The sequence below is a fragment of the Methylobacterium sp. P3_A11 genome (genome assembly GCF_056403155.1).
The window spans coordinates 55,354-72,689 of sequence record NZ_JBFUGA010000001.1 but is presented as its reverse complement, the minus strand read 5'-3'; the positions used below and the strand labels follow the sequence as shown (position 1 = coordinate 72,689).

Annotated in this window: 24 protein-coding genes and 1 tRNA gene; 10 read left to right on the top strand and 15 right to left on the bottom strand. The window is 65.6% G+C overall.

Features of this window, described 5'->3' with window-relative positions:
* Window positions 1-14: 14 nt before the first annotated feature.
* The 5 genes from AC1DXK_RS00405 to AC1DXK_RS00385 all read left to right on the top strand — a co-directional run bounded on the left by AC1DXK_RS00405 (window position 15) and on the right by AC1DXK_RS00385 (window position 1,586).
* A tRNA-Pro gene (locus tag AC1DXK_RS00405) sits at window positions 15-91 on the top strand.
* A gap of 93 nt (window positions 92-184) precedes the next feature.
* Window positions 185-430 (top strand): hypothetical protein, encoded by a 246-nt coding sequence (locus AC1DXK_RS00400; RefSeq protein ID WP_457104356.1) that lies wholly within the window; start codon window positions 185-187, stop codon window positions 428-430.
* Window positions 427-729, top strand: coding sequence for a hypothetical protein (locus tag AC1DXK_RS00395; protein WP_457104355.1), 303 nt, complete (start codon window positions 427-429; stop codon window positions 727-729). Before AC1DXK_RS00400 ends, AC1DXK_RS00395 begins: the two co-directional genes overlap by 4 nt.
* A complete protein-coding gene (locus AC1DXK_RS00390; protein WP_457104354.1) occupies window positions 726-932 on the top strand; it encodes a hypothetical protein in 207 nt (68 codons plus the stop codon). Before AC1DXK_RS00395 ends, AC1DXK_RS00390 begins: the two co-directional genes overlap by 4 nt.
* A gap of 81 nt (window positions 933-1,013) precedes the next feature.
* The gene (locus tag AC1DXK_RS00385; RefSeq protein WP_457104353.1) at window positions 1,014-1,586 is read left to right on the top strand and encodes a hypothetical protein; all 573 of its coding nucleotides are present in this window, start codon (window positions 1,014-1,016) and stop codon (window positions 1,584-1,586) included.
* A 362-nt stretch (window positions 1,587-1,948) separates the two neighbouring features.
* Here the strand turns inward: AC1DXK_RS00385 and AC1DXK_RS00380 are convergent, their stop codons facing one another.
* Window positions 1,949-2,131: an Rmf/CrpP fold protein gene (locus AC1DXK_RS00380; protein WP_457104352.1), complete on the bottom strand. Its 183-nt coding sequence runs from the start codon at window positions 2,129-2,131 to the stop codon at window positions 1,949-1,951.
* Window positions 2,132-2,299: 168 nt separating this feature from the next.
* Between AC1DXK_RS00380 and AC1DXK_RS00375 the strand changes: the two genes are divergently transcribed.
* The 4 genes from AC1DXK_RS00375 to AC1DXK_RS00360 all read left to right on the top strand — a co-directional run bounded on the left by AC1DXK_RS00375 (window position 2,300) and on the right by AC1DXK_RS00360 (window position 4,682).
* Window positions 2,300-2,659 (top strand): ATPase inhibitor subunit zeta, encoded by a 360-nt coding sequence (locus AC1DXK_RS00375; RefSeq protein WP_457104351.1) that lies wholly within the window; start codon window positions 2,300-2,302, stop codon window positions 2,657-2,659.
* Between the two features lie 266 nt (window positions 2,660-2,925).
* Window positions 2,926-3,057, top strand: a complete 132-nt coding sequence (locus tag AC1DXK_RS00370) for a hypothetical protein (RefSeq protein WP_457104350.1) — start codon at window positions 2,926-2,928, stop codon at window positions 3,055-3,057.
* Window positions 3,058-4,116: 1,059 nt separating this feature from the next.
* Complete coding sequence (locus tag AC1DXK_RS00365) at window positions 4,117-4,392, top strand: hypothetical protein (RefSeq protein WP_457104349.1); 276 nt, start codon at window positions 4,117-4,119, stop codon at window positions 4,390-4,392.
* 80 nt (window positions 4,393-4,472) lie between these two features.
* Window positions 4,473-4,682 (top strand): hypothetical protein, encoded by a 210-nt coding sequence (locus AC1DXK_RS00360; RefSeq protein WP_457104348.1) that lies wholly within the window; start codon window positions 4,473-4,475, stop codon window positions 4,680-4,682.
* A 172-nt stretch (window positions 4,683-4,854) separates the two neighbouring features.
* Here AC1DXK_RS00360 and AC1DXK_RS00355 read toward each other — a convergent pair whose 3' ends face one another.
* The 4 genes from AC1DXK_RS00355 to AC1DXK_RS00340 all read right to left on the bottom strand — a co-directional run bounded on the left by AC1DXK_RS00355 (window position 4,855) and on the right by AC1DXK_RS00340 (window position 6,977).
* Window positions 4,855-5,196: a hypothetical protein gene (locus tag AC1DXK_RS00355; RefSeq protein ID WP_457104347.1), complete on the bottom strand. Its 342-nt coding sequence runs from the start codon at window positions 5,194-5,196 to the stop codon at window positions 4,855-4,857.
* Between the two features lie 266 nt (window positions 5,197-5,462).
* The gene (locus tag AC1DXK_RS00350; RefSeq protein ID WP_477296357.1) at window positions 5,463-5,624 is read right to left on the bottom strand and encodes a hypothetical protein; all 162 of its coding nucleotides are present in this window, start codon (window positions 5,622-5,624) and stop codon (window positions 5,463-5,465) included.
* 23 nt (window positions 5,625-5,647) lie between these two features.
* Window positions 5,648-5,785, bottom strand: coding sequence for a hypothetical protein (locus AC1DXK_RS00345; protein ID WP_457104345.1), 138 nt, complete (start codon window positions 5,783-5,785; stop codon window positions 5,648-5,650).
* Between the two features lie 94 nt (window positions 5,786-5,879).
* Window positions 5,880-6,977: a N4-gp56 family major capsid protein gene (locus AC1DXK_RS00340; protein ID WP_457104344.1), complete on the bottom strand. Its 1,098-nt coding sequence runs from the start codon at window positions 6,975-6,977 to the stop codon at window positions 5,880-5,882.
* A gap of 989 nt (window positions 6,978-7,966) precedes the next feature.
* Here AC1DXK_RS00340 and AC1DXK_RS00335 point away from each other — a divergent pair.
* The gene (locus tag AC1DXK_RS00335) at window positions 7,967-10,129 is read left to right on the top strand and encodes a TonB-dependent receptor (protein ID WP_457104418.1); all 2,163 of its coding nucleotides are present in this window, start codon (window positions 7,967-7,969) and stop codon (window positions 10,127-10,129) included.
* 230 nt (window positions 10,130-10,359) lie between these two features.
* On the opposite strand, the gene AC1DXK_RS00330 is transcribed toward AC1DXK_RS00335, so the two are convergent.
* The 10 genes from AC1DXK_RS00330 to AC1DXK_RS00285 all read right to left on the bottom strand — a co-directional run bounded on the left by AC1DXK_RS00330 (window position 10,360) and on the right by AC1DXK_RS00285 (window position 17,297).
* Window positions 10,360-11,388: a hypothetical protein gene (locus tag AC1DXK_RS00330; RefSeq protein ID WP_457104343.1), complete on the bottom strand. Its 1,029-nt coding sequence runs from the start codon at window positions 11,386-11,388 to the stop codon at window positions 10,360-10,362.
* Between the two features lie 60 nt (window positions 11,389-11,448).
* Entirely contained in the window at window positions 11,449-13,407 is a 1,959-nt protein-coding gene (locus AC1DXK_RS00325; protein ID WP_457104342.1) for a portal protein, read from the bottom strand.
* A complete protein-coding gene (locus tag AC1DXK_RS00320; RefSeq protein ID WP_457104341.1) occupies window positions 13,404-14,726 on the bottom strand; it encodes a PBSX family phage terminase large subunit in 1,323 nt (440 codons plus the stop codon). Before AC1DXK_RS00320 ends, AC1DXK_RS00325 begins: the two co-directional genes overlap by 4 nt.
* Window positions 14,716-15,006: a DUF5681 domain-containing protein gene (locus tag AC1DXK_RS00315; RefSeq protein WP_457104340.1), complete on the bottom strand. Its 291-nt coding sequence runs from the start codon at window positions 15,004-15,006 to the stop codon at window positions 14,716-14,718. The genes AC1DXK_RS00320 and AC1DXK_RS00315 overlap by 11 nt, the downstream gene beginning before the upstream one ends.
* 21 nt (window positions 15,007-15,027) lie before the next feature.
* Complete coding sequence (locus AC1DXK_RS00310) at window positions 15,028-15,345, bottom strand: hypothetical protein (RefSeq protein WP_457104339.1); 318 nt, start codon at window positions 15,343-15,345, stop codon at window positions 15,028-15,030.
* A gap of 81 nt (window positions 15,346-15,426) precedes the next feature.
* Entirely contained in the window at window positions 15,427-15,600 is a 174-nt protein-coding gene (locus AC1DXK_RS00305; RefSeq protein ID WP_457104338.1) for a hypothetical protein, read from the bottom strand.
* A gap of 100 nt (window positions 15,601-15,700) precedes the next feature.
* On the bottom strand, window positions 15,701-15,883 hold the full coding sequence (locus AC1DXK_RS00300) for a hypothetical protein (RefSeq protein WP_457104337.1): 183 nt from the start codon (window positions 15,881-15,883) through the stop codon (window positions 15,701-15,703).
* Window positions 15,877-16,110, bottom strand: coding sequence for a hypothetical protein (locus tag AC1DXK_RS00295; RefSeq protein WP_457104336.1), 234 nt, complete (start codon window positions 16,108-16,110; stop codon window positions 15,877-15,879). Before AC1DXK_RS00295 ends, AC1DXK_RS00300 begins: the two co-directional genes overlap by 7 nt.
* A complete protein-coding gene (locus AC1DXK_RS00290) occupies window positions 16,107-16,982 on the bottom strand; it encodes a recombinase family protein (RefSeq protein ID WP_477296351.1) in 876 nt (291 codons plus the stop codon). The genes AC1DXK_RS00295 and AC1DXK_RS00290 overlap by 4 nt, the downstream gene beginning before the upstream one ends.
* A gap of 72 nt (window positions 16,983-17,054) precedes the next feature.
* Complete coding sequence (locus tag AC1DXK_RS00285; protein WP_457104334.1) at window positions 17,055-17,297, bottom strand: hypothetical protein; 243 nt, start codon at window positions 17,295-17,297, stop codon at window positions 17,055-17,057.
* Between the last annotated feature and the right edge of the window lie 39 nt (window positions 17,298-17,336).

The window sequence follows — 17,336 nt, the reverse complement described above, 5'->3', positions numbered from 1 at the left end:
TGCCGCCCAGCCTTCGGAGTGTAGCGCAGTCTGGTAGCGCACCACGTTCGGGACGTGGGGGTCGCAGGTTCAAATCCTGCCACTCCGACCAATCTTTCCCGAGACTTAGCACCGCCCCTGAACGACCGGTACACCGCGCCGGGACGTTTATCGGGATGCTAACGCGGTTTCGCTGCGGTGCATCATGGCGTCAAACCCGACCGTCTCCGAGCTGCGCAAGGCCGCCGAGGTCAGCGACCAGGAGGTCGACGCGGTGCTCACGGATCTCGCCACCGAATCGTGCCCGCTCGCGAAAGGCTGGACCCTCGACCTCGTCGAGACGCTACGGACGAACGAACGCGCGGCCGAGGCGCTGACTACCAACAAGTCGGCCTGGAAGCGGAACATGGTCCGGACCGCGATCCTGCTGGCGCACCCGGTCAAGGGATGAGCACCAACACTCCAGAGGCGCGGGCGGAGTGGAAGGTCCAGCTCGTGGCGTTGCTCTTGCCCCACCTGAAGGGTGACAAAGCCGAGCGGGACAGCGTGGTCAACGCCGTGCTGATGGCACTCGACACCGCGCACGCTGAAGGGCTCAGGCACGCCGCCCGCTTCTGCCGAACTGTCGGGACTGGCGCGCAGCAGCATGGCGAAGCGGCCAAGGCTTTGGCCGCTGTGATCGAGACCATGGCTGCACAAGTTGATGAGGAAGCGGCCGAAGCGGCACGGCGGTGGCAGGAAGAGCCATGAGCGACTCGCCTGAGACCCAGCACGCGCGGGCCGCGATCCAGCACATGATGCGGCGCATGGACGGATTCGCACGCGGGCTCGGCCTGGACGAGGCCGCCACGCGGGAGATCGTCGCGAGGATTGCTGCCGACATGCCAGAGCGGTCGGATGACGAAAGACTGGAAACGGCGCGCAACTGCCTGCTGGCGGCAGCGTCGGCGTAGACGCTCTACAACCGGTCGCAGTAGCCTCGCCCCATGAGGGATGGCCATCACCCGATTCGTTGGCAGGAAGCCGATCCGATCATGGAGGCCGTCGACGCGCTGGTGGCTGCCAAGATCCCCGTCGTTCCGATCGGCGACGAGTGGGAGCACTGGCAGATCGGCAACCTGATCTTCTCGGATGACGACCTGTGGCGCCTCGCCGCGAGCCGCGGACTGGTCGAGCACGACCAGGAAGTGACGGCCGCCCCGCCGCCCTGGCGAGAGGTAACGCCGGACGACTACCACCCGCGAATCCACGAGGACAGCCTGGGCGGCTCGGCCTACATCACCGCCGGCCGCGTGGTGCACAAGCTGCTCCAGGATCAGCTCGACGGGAAGCACCGCCTCCGGCTCGTCCTGCGCGAGGCCGTCGACTTGGCCGGCCGGGACAAGAAGCGGCAGACCCCCTATTGGCTCTGGGCCTACGATCACGGCGTCAGCATGATCCTGAGCGCGGCCGAGGTCGTGATCGAGATGCGCTCGGGCAAGCGGCACGTCGTGCGGATGGTGCGCAACGCTGAGGACGCGCGCAATCCGGGCGGCGGTTGGGCCGACGGCGTGCCGGGCGGGATCGCACCCGGCCCATGGTTGAGGCGCCCGATCCCGACGCGGTGATTGAGGTGTTGGTCGAGAATGGGCGCGGGCCAAGGACTGGAGCGCGCGGACCCGGCCGCCGCTGGCGTAGCGCGGCAGCGCCAAGCGTCTGAACGTCCTGTCAGCCAGCCCGCCGCCGGTTTTCGCGGGGGCGGCAGCTTACGTGGATTGGCCCAAGGCGCATCGTGAGGAGGTTGAGCGGCGCCTACCCCGTTCCAGCTAGCCTTTTGCCGTGACGGATTTCGTGCTGCTCGTCCTTGATCTGCCGCAAGACCCCGGCACGGCGAGGCGTGCTCGGACAGGAGCTCGATCTGGGAGGTGAAGGCGGGCGGGAGGTCTTGAATGTTGGCGAGGTAGGTACAGCGCCGAGTGTCGCGCGTTGGTCAGGCGTCAGCCATCGGTAGGTCAGGCCCGTCTTCGTTCGGTTTGCCGTCATAGCCTTCCAGCCACGCCTTCCGCTCAGGTGAATTGGCCGGGTACGGGCATGCATCCTTCGGGCGGCCGATTGCGCGAGCGCGAGCCCCTTCAGAGATAGCCTTCAGTATCGGCGGCTGGCGTATATTCATGGTACCCCTCCTCTGATTGAGCCTGTCTTGCGTATTAAACCGGCCGGCAGCCTCCGAAGATCCGCTCACTCCTGCCCTGTTTTGACCGCAATTGAGAATATTTGCCAATATTGCGGAGCGGAAAAATGAGCGTATGAGTGTTGGTTGTAGCTCAATGAGGGCCTAGCCATGCTGAGGTCATTCGAGGAACGCGAGCGCGCGGCCGAGCTTATCTATATGCATGGCGAAGAGATGAGGTTTACGAACCACATCGCCGCCATCCGAGCCGTCGCTGACTTGGCCATACGCATGCTTGGCCTGGATGGATTGACATCAGAGGCCTATGCCCAGGCACTGATTGCCGCAAGGATTGAAGGATTGAAGCCAGCTGCGCTGCTGGAGCGCGTCCAAGCCGATCTGGCTGCCAACGGTGTAGAGGTGTCGCTCGCGGAACTGGAGGCTGAGATGGCCCGGATCTCAGCGCATCGCAGCGTAGTGGATGGCCAGATGCGCAATTTTGCGCCCGCCCATGGTTTGCCTCCACCGTAGAGGAGACGCGATCCAATCCGCCTTCCCCATCGGCGGCCCGTGGTTCTACACCCTCGCCCCCGCCCCGATCTGCTCACGGGGCGGGGGATCGTCCGATCTCACCAGCGTGTGAGCCGAGCCGAGGCGATACGCAACTTGGCTCGCTGGCAAGATGGTCAGCGCGATTACAGGGCGGTGGCGGCGGTCCATTCGGGTGCGCGTCGATCGCCCTGGAACCAGTTTTCGGCGCCCTCATTTATCCTGTATTGAACTTACAGGAGACCCAAATGCTGCGACTGCTGGAAGTCCATGATGGCACGTTTGCTATCTATTTCGGCGAGCAGGAGTTGATTGCGGGGCTCAATTATCGCCAGGCGGTCCGCTTCGCCCTCAAGTCACACCTTCTACCGCAACGGTAGGAGCCGGCTGAGGCGCCGGCGTGAGCGAAAAAGCCCGCGCCGGCGGACCGGGCGGGTGCTTTGTAGGACAACTCACAACCGCGGCAGCTCGCGCATTATCACCACGATGAGCTCGGCCTCCCACGCGTGAACCTGAGGCAGCAGCAGAATTTGGCCGGCCGCAGCTGCCGCAGCGGCGCCTACTGCGAAGGTCGCAGCCTCAGCTATGTGCCTCATCCGGGGCATGGCGAATGTCCTTCAGGACTGCAACGTATTTTACGGCATGGAGTATTCTTATCCCAGTGCCGCACGACAGAATGTGCTCGGCGTCACACAAGCACATCCTATCAGGCAGTGGGGCATCATCCAGACTCAGAGACAGTTCTCAAACGGTCAGGCAGACGCCTCAAGGGCGCGAGCTCTGCCTCCTGGGCGCAGCGAGATAGCGAACCACCGGTTGCGTTTGACGGAAGCAGGCCGATCCACGCTGTAGGGAGGCGGATCGAAAGCAGCGTGCCTGCGATGCCTTTCAAGAATTCGGGCTAGGCGCTCAAGCGCAGCGATATATTGAGCCGCCATTAAATTGTGGCCTTCGCAGGCACCGGTACTGCTCAGATTTTGAACGATTTCCTCGGCATGCGTAACAATATTCCTAGCTTCATTGCAATATATATCGACGCGAGAAAGATCACACATATGCACCTCCCATGCGAATCAAGGGCGGAAAACTATAATCATTTCGTCTGTTATGCATCATCCATTTGACTTGGGTTATGAATAAACTCGATACGGCAGAGCTGATCGCAGCTTAGCTAACGGCAAAGCTGTATTCGACAGCAGCACAGAATATCATTTCGCCATGTTTTTTTACGAATACGGACGGAAAAGGGTGTATTCAACCAGGTTAACTGCTTATCTGGCCGGAACAGAGGAGTTCGGCACATTCCTTGCGTCACTACAGGCTGTCCTGCTGCGGTGGGCGGCCCGTTTGAGTGCTCAACGCGCGGCCTTCCGCCCCCGCCGTCGCTCCACCGCCGCTACGGCCTAAGGTCGGCGGCAACTCGAGAGAGGAGCTGAGACATGCGCACCTTCCTCGTGACCTTCCACAAGCTCGTTCTCGATTGTCGCGGCCATGATCACCGCGCCGTGCAGCAGCAGGCCGTCGTGTCCGCCTGCTCGGGAGAAGCCGCGGCCGATACTGCCAAATTGCTGTTCTGCGAGGCCGCTAGTATCGCCGATTGGCGGATGCGCGCGGATACCTTCGAGGTCGTCAGGCTGGCAGGGGCTGCCGTTGAGCGCAGAAGAAAGCCCACCGCGGCGCTGGGCCGGACGGGCTTCTCGGGCTCGGCGCTTTGAGGGGACAGGCCGAACCCGCAGCTCGCATAACGGGCGACTATTAACGAATAGCTCCGCGCGGCGGGGCTGGAGAACGGCAGATGATCAAGGTCCATCAGCGTGACGGCGGCTTCGTCGTGGCCGATCAACGCGGCTGGCTGCCAGGGTTCTATGCAACTGAGCGCGGGGCTCGGCAGGCGGCTTACCTGCCCTCGGAAACTCTCCAAGCCCTCCAGAACCGCAAGAACGAAGAGGCTGGCGGGGCCGGTGGCGTGATCACCGACAACGATCTGGCCGAGGCCGAAGACTAGCCAAGCACGAAAAAACCGCCGCGGCCGGATCCGGGCGGTTTAAGAGGGTCGTGCCTGGGGGATTGGTCTACGCGCGGGAGGACGCGGGGTTCCGGCCGCCTGACACGACGAATGGCGCCCCAGCTGAAGCCTGGGCGCCCGGGCCGTGGACTCTTAGGTCAACCGCAATCGATCAGTGCATCAGGCCGACCTTGGTGAGGATCACGGTCCCGAACGCACCGACGGCCCCAGCGAGAGCGCTCCAGACCCGCTTGTCCATCGTGTCGAACCGCTTTTCGAACCGCTCCTCGACGGCGTCGATGCGCTCATGAATCGCCCGGTTGTCCTTCTCGATCTCCGAGCGGGGGACGAAGGTCGCGATCGCCTGCATGATGCTGGTGTGCCGGGCCTCCGCTGCGGTCTGGGCCGACTTGTTGGCCTCGACGAGTGAGGTCTGCCGCTCCTCGATGCGCGCGAGGGCGATCAGGATGCGCATTTCGGGGTTGTTGTCTGCGCCGTCGTGACCGGGAGGCATGGCAAAGGCTGTCCTTGGGGTGCGAGCGCGAACGAGGAGGCCTTCGCCCAGGCTAGGAGGGGTTGGAGGAGGCACGCGCACAGCGACACCCTCCGCGATCAGGTCGAGGCTCTTGCGCGGCAAGGCCGGCCGACGGCGGCGGCGGGGCTTCTCGTCGGACATGGCGGCTGGCCCCAGGCACCCTCTTCCGAACGAGAGAGGGCGTTGTTTTAAGCGAACCGGCCTCTGGTGAGAGACAAGCAGAGTTGCGTTCAGTGGATGAGGGGCTATCGGCCGAAGAACCGCCGTACCGTTGGCGCGATACCAGCGACGCCGATCACCGAGAGCACGATGGCGTTCTCCATCGCGTCGTACGGCGCCGGCAGCTTCGCGACCTGCCAGTTGAACCGGAAGGTGCTGTCGAGGACGATCGCGCCGAAGTGCAGCATGCACAGCCCGAACGCCGTTGGGATCATCCAGGCCCGGCCGGGAGGGACGCCGGCATGACGAAGGCGCCGTTGGCGAAGTTCACGGTCTTTCGGATGGTGTGCGAGACCTGCTCGCGCAGCTCGCGCGCGGGCGGCTGCACCGGGATGACGTTGGTGGGCACGGTGGCCTCCGGGTTCGGGACAGGCAGGGAGGAGCGGCGGGCCGGAGCGCGAGGCCCCGGCCCGGGTCAGCCATCAGGCTGAAGCGGCAGCCGATCAGGCGTCGGCGGGCTTGGCGTAGGTCGGGATGACGATCGTGCCGAAGTCGTCGCCGTTGAAGGTCGTCTTCTTCAGGCCCCAGATCGCCCAGGCCGAGACCTCGAGGTTCCGCTTGTGGTCGAGCAACTCCTCGTTCCAGCGGTACCGGGTGTCGCCACCGGCCTTGCCGTAGGCGATGGTCGCCGCCTGGGCGCCGAGCAGCACCGCGCGGCGGGTGAGCGGCACAGCGGTCGTTCCGTCGGCCGAGACGCCCTGCGTAACGTCCTGCGCCTCACGGAGCACGACGCCGTTATATTCGCCCAGGGCACCCGTGTAGATCGGGCTCTTGCTCGACTGCATGCCGGCCATCGCGGCCTTCTGGATGTCGAGCCACTGGCCGACGCTGGTATTGGTGCGGATCGACGTGATCTGCTCGCTGGCCAGGTTCATCACGTAGAGCTTGCGCCCGTTGACCACGACCGGACGGATCATGACCTTGCGGTTCACGCCGCCGGTCTTGGCCAGCTCGACCGCCTTGTCGATCAGGTCTAGGGTGAAGATGTCGGCCGAGGTCAGCGCGGCATCGTTGGCGCGGGCGTTCGGGCGGAAGATGCGGCCCGCGGTCGCCGGAGTGACGGCGTTGTTGGCGGTGAACTTCTTGGCCCCGGTGAGCTGGTTGGCCGGGGTGAAGCCGCAGACGTGGTTGAAGAAGCAGACCGTGCGGCGGGTCTGGAACCAGTCGGCGATGCCGGCGCGGGCGGTCTCGCGCAGGTTGAACGGCACGCGCTGCTGGTCGATTGTGTTCTCCGACTTCACGCCGACGACCTCGCCGAGTTCGTCGATGGTGACCTTGTCGGAGTTGATGCCGATCTGCTCGCCGTTGCCCTCTGCCACATCGGACGAGGAGCAGCCCGGGCCGCGAAGCTGCATGCGCAGGCCGAAGGTGACCTGATCGCCGTTGCCCTTCTTGGTCTCCGTCTTTTCCTGGATCACGGCGTCGTCGCCGGTGCCGACCAGGGGATCGATGTCGATGGACTTGTTGGCCTCGGCCGCGAGCTTTTTGCTCCACAGCTTCACGGCCATCGGGTCGTTCTGCCCGAATGCGGTGTAGGACATGGGGGTTGCCTCTGGAGGCTGGATTCCGTGGGGAGGGTTCGTGCGGGCCGTACGTCGGCGCGCGGACGGAAGCCGGACCCCAGATGACCGTTGGGGACGGAGTCGGACGGGCGCCGTGCGTGGCGCGGACGAAGGCACTGACGCGGCCGGGCGGATCCTATGCGGGGATCAGTCGAACGACCGGACACGCGCGAACGCCCAGCCTGGCGGCAGGGAGCGGCAGGGGACCGGACGGAACTCGGGGAAGCGCTGAAACGGAGCAATGCCCGCACGTCTCGCGACGGATAGTCCTTTGAGCGGGTTCGCCCGTCGGGTCAACCAAGAAATCGAGTCGAGCAGGAAGAGGACCTGCTAACAGATCCTCGAACGCTTGGGACCGGATCACCTCTCAACCGACGCCGATGCGGTCCAGGTTAGAATGCCCAGTCATTGGCCGGAACGAAGCGTCCGTCCCGTTCTCGACCTATGTCAGACGAGCAGGCGGCTGTCAGCGCTTCCTGAAGGCAGCCATCGGTAGCCAACACTCCACTGCCGCTCGGGAGTGGAATTCAACTCTGGCCTTCCGGAACTGGACCCTCGCAATTTACTCGTATCGTATCCACGCGCCCGTTCAGGTGCGCCAGGGCGGTACTCGCGTTCCGGTAATGGATGGGGAAGCTCGGTATTACCAGGGCAGTTTGACCAAGCGCGGAACTGTAGCGGATCCCAAGGGTGCAACCGTTCACATCCGGCATGTTGCCGATCCGCAACGTCCGGCACCGGATATTTCCAGATCTTAACTGATCTAACTTAATATCAAAACGCGATAGTGATGCCTTTCAGTGAGATGCCTTAAATATCAGAATAATTCTAAAATTAGTCACAGAAACATCGCTCCTTTGGCGTGGGATTAAGTCTTGATCCGCGTTGTGTCTCTCTCGTAACTCCTCGTCCGAATTCGAGCAGATTTCGGGGCGTGCCGGCTTTCGTGCGAAGCCGCGGAGTGAATGATGGGCAGGACTTTCAGGTTTCATTTTCTCGGGCTTGTGCTGACTAGCACTTTATCTGCAACGGCCGCGCATGCACAAAGAGATGTAGCTCCAGTCGAACTAGCCGAGGCCGTAACGCTGGACCAACTCACAGTCGAGAGTTCAGGCGAGCGCCCGGAGCCGCAGGGTGGCGTCACTGTCGGGTATCTGACCAAGCAAACGCGCAGTGCGACTAAGACGAACACGCCGGTCATCGACATCCCGCAATCGATCACTATCATCCCGCGGGAGCAATTTTTGGATCAGAATTATCAGAACCTGACCGAGCAGCTGCGCTTCGTGCCGGGCTTGATCCCCGCGCAGGGTGAGAGCAACCGCGACCAAGTGCTCATCCGCGGCCAGAACACCAGCGCGGACTTCTACATCAACGGTATCCGCGACGACGTTCAGTACTTTCGTGACTTATACAACATCCAACGCATCGAAGTTCTAAAGGGACCGGACTCCCTCATCTTCGGCCGCGGTGGTGGCGGTGGCGTAATCAACCGCGTTCTCAAGGAGGCGGACGGCTACCGCGTGCGGGAGATCGTGGCCGGCGGCGGGCAGTTTGGGGACAAGCGCGTCGCCGTCGATGTCGGCGATCGGATCAGCGACAGCGTCTTCTTCCGCCTGAACGGCGTGTTCGAGGACTCGGGGACCTACCGCCAGTTCGGCGACCTGACCCGCTACGGCGTCAATCCGACCGCCACCTTCCTCATCGACCCGCAGACGACGCTGAAGCTCTCTTACGAATACTTCCACGATCAACGCTTCCCCGACCGGGGTATCCCCTCGCAGTTCGGCCGCCCTTACCGGTACCGTGATAACATCCGGACCTTCTTCGGCAATCCGAACGTCAACTTCACAAATGTCGATGCCAACATCGCCACCGTGCAGCTCGATCACCAGTTCAACTCGGGCGTCGAGATGCACAGCCAGCTACGTTTTGCGGATTATGACCGGTACTACGTCAACACGCTTCCCGGTAGCGCCGTGAACGCGGCCGGAAACGCCGTGACAATCACCGGGTACCGCAACGACACGCCGCGGACGAACTACTTCAGCCAGAACGACTTCACCTACAAATTCCTGACCGGCGATATTAAGCACACGCTGCTGGGTGGGTTCGAACTCGGCTATCAAGAGGGGCTGGCCTACAGGCAGTCCCTGTTTTTCGGGAACAGCCTTGCGAGCAGCGTCGTGGTCAATCCGCTTCGCCCGCTGACTTTCGCGCCCACGACCCTGCGCAACAACGGCACGACGGATGCCAATTCACGCTACAACCTCGGTGTTGCAGCAGTCTACGCCCAAGACCAAATCGATATCACCGACTGGCTGCAGCTCGTCGGCGGCCTGCGTTACGATCATTTCGACTTCGCGTCCACCGACCGCCGCACGATGCTGACCAACAACCGCATAGACGATCCGATCTCCCCCCGCGCCGGTCTCGTGCTGAAGCCGCTGCCGAACCTCGCCCTCTACACGAGCTACAGCGTCTCCTATCTACCTTCCTCGGGTGACCAGATCGGTGCCTTCACCCCCGGCTTGGTCATCGCTAAGCCGGAGCAGTTCGAGAACACAGAAGTCGGCATCAAGTACGACGTCAATCCGCGCTTCCAGCTCACGGCCGCGGCCTACAACCTGGACAGGTACAACCAGCGTCTTGCCGATCCCAACAACCCCGGCTTTTTTATCCTGTCGGGTAAAACCAACACGCAGGGCTTTGAGATCGGTGCCAACGGTTACGTCACCGATTGGTGGCAGATCGCTGGCGGCTACGCCTTCACCGATGCGCGCATCGCCAGCGCCACCTCAGCCGTAATTGTGGCTGGCAACACGGTCGGGCTGGTGCCGTTCAACGCCTTCACGCTTTGGAACAAGTTCGACGTGACGCGCGAGTTCTCCGTTGGGGTCGGCATCCTGAACTACTCGCACACGTTCGCAGCCTCGGACGATACGGTCCGCCTGCCGGGATATACCCGGATCGACCTGGGACTGTTTTACCAGATCAGCGAGTCGGTCCGCGCTCAGATCAACATCGAGAACCTGTTCGACCGGCAATACATCTCCACGGCGGACAACAACAACAACATCACGCCGGGCGCTCCACGGACTATAAGGGCGCAGATCATAGCTCGGTTCTGAACCCCGCTGCTCTGTGAGGTTTAGGCTGCAGGCACGCGTACTTTTCAAACGCCTGAGAAGGGCCGGTATCTGGCTGGGCGGCGACGTCCGCTTTGTTGCAGCTGCCATATGGAAGCGGACGGTCGCGAGACCACCCATTCCGGACCTGTCGCGCGCGCGACAGGTCATGAGCTGCCCCGGGGCAGAGCTGCCAACCGTCAGATTGAGCTGACTGACACAGCCCTCCTGTGTCAGCCTCCCATCAGTGCGCGGACGCGGGCCGGGTTCGAGGCGAGAAGCTTCTCGAAGTCCGCCTCGGACATGCTGGACAGCGTCTCGATCGTGATTTCACTCGCGGGCTGGCCACCGGCGGCCGAGAGCGAGCGGCCTGGGCCTGCCTGTCCGGCGGCGACGCGCGCAGCCTTATCGGCGGCGTTCTCGGCCGGGGCGGCGGCGGGCGCGGGCTCCGGAGCCTTCGGCGCGAACCCACGGCTCTTGGCGAGCTGCGCGATCATGGCGGCCGGCGACTGGCCGCGCTGACGGGCCGTCTGAGCGAGGTTGAACTCCTCCTCGCGCACCGCTTCGATCGCGGCCTTCTGGTCCATGCCGAACAGCGTCAACTCGGCCACCCGCCCCGAGAACAGGTGCTCGTAGGCGTCCGAGACCGTCGCATCGGATGCGATCGCGGCGCGGAGGTCCTGCTGGTAGAACCCGATGATCTCGCCGCGCTCGGCCTCGACGCGGCGATCCTCCTCGGCCTTCTTCTGGCTCTCGGTGAGCTGGGTCTGGCCGGTCCGCAGCGCCTCGATCTGCTGCTCGAGGTGCTTCGCATAGCCGAAGATGTCCTCGGCCGGGTCCGGGACCTTGACGGGCTCGGGCGCGGCCGTAGGCGTTATTGGGGCGGCCGGACGCTGCATCGCCTCTGACAGGATGCGCAGGCGCTCGTCGCCGCGAGCGAACCGCTCGCGCAGTTCGTCGCGCTCCTTCTCGACCGCCTTCCGGCGCTCGCGCTCCTCGTGCAGGGCGCCGTGCGGGACGAACTTGCCCTTCTCGTCGCGCGGCTGGTTCTCGGGCGCGCCCTCGAGCTTTGCGCCTTCCTCTCCGGCCTCGGGCTCGGCCACAGGAGGCTCGGCGGCGGCCGGGGCGGGCTCGGCGGCGGGCGGCGTCAGACCATCGGAGGCGGGCGTCTCCTCGCCGCGCTCGTAGGCCTCGAAGGCAGCCTGCTCCTCGGGCGTGAAGGCGTCTTCGCTGTCGCCGATGGCGAGGTCGGTATCGGTCATGTGGTCCTCGTGACGTGAAGGGGACGAAAGCCGGCGTGCGCCGCCGGCGGGCGTAGGGGGTCAGGCCGCCGCTTCCGCGGCCTGGGCTGCGGCCTCGGGGGCGGTCAGCAACTGGGCGAGCTGCACGGCGGCCGAAGCGTGGTCGTGGTGGGTCAGCGCCTGCTCGCGCCCGGCCTTGGCGTTCTTAAGGTTCGCGCCAGCCGTCATGTCCTGGATCCGGGCGACCGCCGTCTGTACGGCGATCTGTTTCTGCTGCTCTTGCTCCGGCGTGTCGGCGCTCTGAGCGAGCAGGTCGCGCATCTTGGCCACGAACGAGGCCGGGAACGGCGAGTAGGGCAGGATCTCGAGCAGGACCTGCGGGGTGATCATGTCCTTGATGATCGGCAGGACGCTGGTGAAGGTCTGCCAGACGATCTGCTGCTGGTTCGGCGAGGCCGGGGCGTCGTCGATCACCACGTCGAAATCGCCCATCGTCCGGTCCCGCATCAGCGGAACGACCTTGGCGCCCTCGTCGCCCACGATCCGGATCAGGCGCCTGTCGGAGAGGTACGTCTGGATGAAGAACAGGCGCACCCGGCCGATGTGCTTCCGAGCCCGGCGCAGCGAGTCGAACAGCGTCGCCAGGATCGTCATGGCGGCCTGCTTGCGCTGGTACTCCAGCACGCCGGCCTGGTCGTTCTGTTTCTGGCCGAGAAGCTCCAGGTTCACGCCCGACGTGTCGCGGATGGAGCCGATCGCGAACTCCATGAGCTGCCAATGCCCCGACGGCAGGACCGGGAGCGGCTTCTCCTTCATGCGGGCCGACATGAGGGCGCCGTCCGAGACCCACGACACGGCGCCGGGCTTGGCGATGCTCGCCTCGAAGGCGCGCTGGTCCGGAACCGCGCCCTTCTCCATGATCCAGCCGCCCTTGGACTGGCGGTTGAGCATGTCGAGGGTCTGCGACAGCCACTTGTTGGCGAAGCGCTGCGGGTCGCGCATCGGGCGCACGATCCCAAACCACGTGCCCTTGTTGTGGTCGCGGTCGCCGGTCAGGCAGGCGTAGGAGAACAGGTCGCCGGCCGGGGCCGGCCCTTCCTCCAGCACGACGGCGCCGAGGAAGGCGCGGCGGTAGACCCGCTTCATCCGGTGGAACAACTTCACTGGCATGCCGAGCATCTCGGCGCGGCGGGCGAGGACGGCCGCCTGCTTCGGATCCATCTCCTGCGGCTCGCCGGTCGTGGGATCGATCACCACCGCGACGCGGGCGCGCTCCCACCACTGGCACTCGACGATCGTCACGCGCGAGGACGAGGCGTCGTCATCCTGGCCCAGCCGGTCAATGCGGCGCTCTCCAGGCTGGATCTCGTGATGCTCGCCCTCGCCGTCGCGGTCCTCGGCCCAGGCGGCATCGAGGAGCGCGGGGTCGATGTCGGGGAAGAGCGCCTCCGCCTCGGCCCGGTCCATCGTCTTCGCGCGAAAAAGGCGACGCGCGTCCATGAGGTTCCGCTTCCGCGCGGACGCGTCCCAGATCATCTTCAGGGAGTTGACCCGGTCCTCGACATAGGCGCCGTCCGGGTTGGTCTCGTAGTCGAGACGCATCTCGACCCAGCCCATGCCGCAGATCGCGCAGTCCACGAAGGCGTCGGATTCCTCATCCTCTGCCTGCGCCTCGTCCGCGAGGTACCGCGAGGCCTCTGTGAGCAACTCGTTCTTGGCCGCGTCGCCGATCTCGCGGGGCAGGTACTGGATGTCCTGCCGGCTGTTCACCTCGGAGCCGGCGACCGCCTTGATAACGGGCAGGATCCGGTTGAACGTCACCGGCGGCCGGCCCTGCTGGCGCAGCACAGCCTCGTCTTCGGTGCTCCACTGGCGCCCGGCAACGAAGTCGTAGTCCTCGCGGGCGTCCTCGCGCCACTTCGCGGAGGCCTGCCGATCGGTGCGGTACCAGCCGCGCAGGCGGCGCAGCAGCGCCTCGCGGTCGAGCCCAGCCTGATCCACTGCCTCGCCGTCGAGGGCGGGCGCGTCCGTGTCCGTCATGCCGCCCAACCTGATCCTGATGTGCTGTCGTCCGCCTCGCGGCGGCGTCGACGCGCGTAGACGTTGTTCCGACCATCCACCGGCGGATCGTCCTCACGGGGCTCGGCGATGCCGATGGCGAAGTACCGGAAGGCGTCGGCCGCGTGGCTCGCCCAGTCGTGCAGCGGGTTCTTCGAGAAGGCCTGCGTCTTCTCGTCGACGTCGTACCGGTAGTTTCGGAGCGCATGGAGCCCGTCGGCGCAGGCCTCATCGTCGAACCAGCACCGCGCGAAGATTTTCCGGGCCGCGTCAATGCCGGCGGCCACGGTCAGGCGCGGCGTGATCCGGACGCGATGCCCGGCCGCCCACATCTGCTGCTCGATCGTCCGCTCGGAGGCGAGCAGCTCATTCCGGGCGTCGTGCGGGAGCCAGTTCTCGCCGTAGACGTAGCCCTTCCCGCCCTGCTCGACCGGGAGCGCCCGCTCCTTCAACAGGTCGAGGTAGTGGCCGAGCGCGTGCCCACGGTTCTCGTAGAAGTCGATCAGCCGGAACTCGAACCCGACGATCTGGGCGAACCAGATGCTCGTCTTGTCGGCCCGGCCCAGGTCCCAGAAGGTGTGAACCGTCTTCGTCGGGTCGTATGGGACCTTCGTGAACCGCTTGGCGGACGTCGCGGCCAGGATCTCGTTCGCGTAGATCGCGCCGTCGAGCACGGCCTTGCAGTTGCCGCCCCAGACCGTCTCATAGGCGACGGGGTCGCGCGCCTTCAGATCCAACGCCTCCTGCCGGAGCACGTCGGGGAACCAGGGATTGTCCTCCCAGCCGATCTTCACGACTCGCGCGCCGGTCGGCGGCTTCGCCACGAAACGATTATAGGTCTCGTCCTCCGCCAGCTCGGTGTTGAAGCTGATCCAGATCTCCGAGCCTTCCTTGCGGATGGTCGGGATCAGCACGTCCCAGGACGTCTTCGAGACCGTGCGGGCCTCCTCGACCCAGCACACGTCCACGCCCTCGGTCGACTTCACCGAGGCGACGTTGTGCCGGAGCCCCTTGAAGATGAACTCGGTCCCGTTCCGGCCGAGGATCCGCTTCTCCTGGACCTCGTACAGGCCATCGAGCCCGAGGAGGTCGATCTGCTGCGCAAACAGCGCGTGCGCCGATTCCGCGATGCTGTTCTGGAACTCGCGGGCGCAGAGCACCCGGAGCGGCCGCTGCGCCCCCATGATGAGGAGCACCCTGCCGAACCCCCACGACTTCGCGCCGCCCCGGCCGCCATAGGCGACCTTGTAGCGGGCCGGCTCGAAGAGGAAGTCGAGCTTCTCCGGGAACTCAACCTGCATCGGGCGGGCGCCCGGGCCGGATGAATGTGACCGTCATGCCTGTCGGGATCGCGCCGCCCTCACCATCGCCGTCGATGGACTGGGTCGGCTTGCCGTAGCCGCGATCCAGGATGGCGTTGGCCGCCGCGACGCGGGCCGCCTCACACTCGCCGGCCATGGCGATCTCCACCAGCACGGCGAGGGCTGTCTCGGTGTGCTCGCGGGCGAGGTCACGGACCTTGGCCGAGGCTTTCGGGCGGCCGCCAGGGTTGCCGGACTGGCCGGGCTGGAACTGGCTCATGAGCCTGTTTCGTGTCTGATCTCAGGAGCGCCGCCGCTGGCAGAACGTCTTGTGTGTGCCACCGGCCGGCAGGCTCAGATGCGTGGTCAGCAGCGTGCCGACCATCGGGCATTCGGTGACGAGCGCCACCGGCTGCGTGAGCACGTCGAGGGCTGTATCGCTCGTGCAGTCAGGCCCTTCGACCCCGGGCGGGCAGGCGAGTGCGCCGGCCATGTAGCCCGGAGACTCCGCGTGTGCCGGCTGGTCAAACACCCAGACCCAGGCCCAGCCGAACATCAGGATCAGGAAAATGCCGGCCAGCTGCCGGACACCGAGAATGCTGCGGGCGATCTCAAGCATCGGTCGCGATCTCCATGACCAGCACATCAGCGCAGACGCTGAGACGTATCTCTGTGGCGGCCATCACACTTCAGCCCGCCGTCAGTGCTTGGCCCGGGACGGCATGTCGCCGAACAGGAGCGTCAGGCGCTCGGCCGCTACGCGCACGTCGTCGGGCAGCGCGGGCCGGACCGTCACGAAGGCGGCCGGGCGACGCGGGCGCAGGGCCGCCGCGGCGATGCCGGCGAGCAGGATGGCGGCGCAGAGGCGGGGCATCAGCGCCGCCCTCGCGCGAAAGCGTTCGCGACGAATATGACCGTCACGCAGACGATGACCACGATCCGCAGCAGGGTCTCCTGATCCACAGCCGGCATCGTCATCTCCCCTGGTGGACGCCGAAGCACCGCAGCGCCTCGTCGTAGGACAGCTTCGGGATCGGGCCGGCCGGCGCGCCGAGGTCGGGGCCGGCGCACAGCTCGCGCTCGCCGCGGTGGACGACCGGTGCGGGCGCAGCCGGCTCGCCGCGGAGCAGCCAGCGGAGGACGAGGCGCTTCAACATGGCCGCGCGTTCCTCATCGCCATGGAGCGCCGGACCTCGAACTCGCCGGCCCGGGCCTCGTCGAACGGGGTCTCGACCGGAAGCGGTGTGGCGGCCGGCTTCCCGATGCAGCCCTGCCGGCGGAGGTGGTCGCCGTAGGCCTGGGCCGCCGGGTCGCGCTGGAGGCGCTGCGCATGGCGAAGCGCTCGGTCCGCGTCGGCCGGGGTGAAGTCGGGGCGTGCGGTCAAAAGATGATCGCCTTGTGGGCGCCCGGCTGGAGCACGTGCTGCTCGGCGCCGGTCCAGGTGAACAGGTACTCGACCGCCCCGCGGTACTTCGGGTTGTCGAGGACGTAGCCGATCGTGTCGTGCCTCCACTGGCGGCCGGTCGGAGACAGGATGCCGTCGCGGTTCAGCCCCTCGGCGATCGCCTGGAGGGTCGCCCGCGGGCGCTTGCCGCGGCCCCGCTCCCGAAATATGCGCCGGACGACCGCCGCCTGCTCCGGCACGATGACGAGGCCGCCGGCCCGGTCGGTTGCGTAGCCGTAGGGAACCCGCCCCCCGGCAAAGCCGCCGCGGCCGGCCTTGGCGAGCTTGCCACCAGCAGTCCGGTCCCGGATCGTGAAGCGCTCCGATTCCGCCATGCCGGCGAGGATCGCGAACACGGTGCGCCCCATCGGCGTCGCCGTGTCGATCGGCTCGGTGACGGACCGGATGCCGACCCCGTGTGTCTCGGCCAGATCAGCGACCGTAGTCACGGCGTACCGGATCTCGCGGGCGAGCCGATCGAACCGGTAGACCAGGAGCACCGAGAACCGCCCGTCGGCCGCGAGCTGCAGGACCTCCCCGAAGCCGGCGCGATCGGCGGGCCGAGTCGCCCCGGACACGCCCGCATCAGTGATGACCGCCACCAGCTCGTAGGCCTGGCTCTCGGCGAAGGCGCGAAGGGCGCGCTCCTGCGTCTCCAGCCCGAAACCGTGCGCGGCCTGCTCGTCGGTGGAGACCCGGAGGTAGGCCACCGCCCGGGTGGCCAGAACCGCCTTCGCGGCCTCTTGGGTTTTTATTCTGCCCCGGGCGCGAGCGGTTCGCCGCGACCCTGAAATCGCGGGTAAGTTACTCATTCCGTTTATCTATTTACGCTGGCGGTGCGGTTCTTGCGGAAATGTCTTGGTAATTCCGCATCGGCCTACAAATCAGGCCGCCCGACGCCGCCTTGCGACGGTGAAAGGCTTGCCCTTCTCACTCTGTCCGGACAAGCCGAACGTGCGCTTCTCGACGGTCGCGATCAGCGGCCGAAGCTGGCGGATCAGGGACCGGATGCGCCGGCAGTGATGATCGCAGGCTTCGAGGTCGACATCCTGGCGCCCGGTCGCGCGCAGGTGGCAGAGCGCGAGGCTCTCCTCCTCGATCGCGGTGACGATAGCGTGGGCGCTCATCGGAGACCGCTCATGGCATGGAACACCGCCCGCGTCTCA

Coding starts and splice junctions, on each gene's coding strand:
- AC1DXK_RS00400 (WP_457104356.1), top strand. CDS start 185: ATGGCGTCAAACCCGACCGTCTCCGAGCTGCGCAAGGCCGCCGAGGTC.
- AC1DXK_RS00395 (WP_457104355.1), top strand. CDS start 427: ATGAGCACCAACACTCCAGAGGCGCGGGCGGAGTGGAAGGTCCAGCTC.
- AC1DXK_RS00390 (WP_457104354.1), top strand. CDS start 726: ATGAGCGACTCGCCTGAGACCCAGCACGCGCGGGCCGCGATCCAGCAC.
- AC1DXK_RS00385 (WP_457104353.1), top strand. CDS start 1,014: ATGGAGGCCGTCGACGCGCTGGTGGCTGCCAAGATCCCCGTCGTTCCG.
- AC1DXK_RS00380 (WP_457104352.1), bottom strand. CDS start 2,131: ATGAATATACGCCAGCCGCCGATACTGAAGGCTATCTCTGAAGGGGCT.
- AC1DXK_RS00375 (WP_457104351.1), top strand. CDS start 2,300: ATGCTGAGGTCATTCGAGGAACGCGAGCGCGCGGCCGAGCTTATCTAT.
- AC1DXK_RS00370 (WP_457104350.1), top strand. CDS start 2,926: ATGCTGCGACTGCTGGAAGTCCATGATGGCACGTTTGCTATCTATTTC.
- AC1DXK_RS00365 (WP_457104349.1), top strand. CDS start 4,117: ATGCGCACCTTCCTCGTGACCTTCCACAAGCTCGTTCTCGATTGTCGC.
- AC1DXK_RS00360 (WP_457104348.1), top strand. CDS start 4,473: ATGATCAAGGTCCATCAGCGTGACGGCGGCTTCGTCGTGGCCGATCAA.
- AC1DXK_RS00355 (WP_457104347.1), bottom strand. CDS start 5,196: ATGCCTCCCGGTCACGACGGCGCAGACAACAACCCCGAAATGCGCATC.
- AC1DXK_RS00350 (WP_477296357.1), bottom strand. CDS start 5,624: ATGCTGCACTTCGGCGCGATCGTCCTCGACAGCACCTTCCGGTTCAAC.
- AC1DXK_RS00340 (WP_457104344.1), bottom strand. CDS start 6,977: ATGTCCTACACCGCATTCGGGCAGAACGACCCGATGGCCGTGAAGCTG.
- AC1DXK_RS00335 (WP_457104418.1), top strand. CDS start 7,967: ATGGGCAGGACTTTCAGGTTTCATTTTCTCGGGCTTGTGCTGACTAGC.
- AC1DXK_RS00330 (WP_457104343.1), bottom strand. CDS start 11,388: ATGACCGATACCGACCTCGCCATCGGCGACAGCGAAGACGCCTTCACG.
- AC1DXK_RS00325 (WP_457104342.1), bottom strand. CDS start 13,407: ATGACGGACACGGACGCGCCCGCCCTCGACGGCGAGGCAGTGGATCAG.
- AC1DXK_RS00320 (WP_457104341.1), bottom strand. CDS start 14,726: ATGCAGGTTGAGTTCCCGGAGAAGCTCGACTTCCTCTTCGAGCCGGCC.
- AC1DXK_RS00315 (WP_457104340.1), bottom strand. CDS start 15,006: ATGAGCCAGTTCCAGCCCGGCCAGTCCGGCAACCCTGGCGGCCGCCCG.
- AC1DXK_RS00310 (WP_457104339.1), bottom strand. CDS start 15,345: ATGCTTGAGATCGCCCGCAGCATTCTCGGTGTCCGGCAGCTGGCCGGC.
- AC1DXK_RS00305 (WP_457104338.1), bottom strand. CDS start 15,600: ATGCCCCGCCTCTGCGCCGCCATCCTGCTCGCCGGCATCGCCGCGGCG.
- AC1DXK_RS00300 (WP_457104337.1), bottom strand. CDS start 15,883: ATGTTGAAGCGCCTCGTCCTCCGCTGGCTGCTCCGCGGCGAGCCGGCT.
- AC1DXK_RS00290 (WP_477296351.1), bottom strand. CDS start 16,982: ATGAGTAACTTACCCGCGATTTCAGGGTCGCGGCGAACCGCTCGCGCC.
- AC1DXK_RS00285 (WP_457104334.1), bottom strand. CDS start 17,297: ATGAGCGCCCACGCTATCGTCACCGCGATCGAGGAGGAGAGCCTCGCG.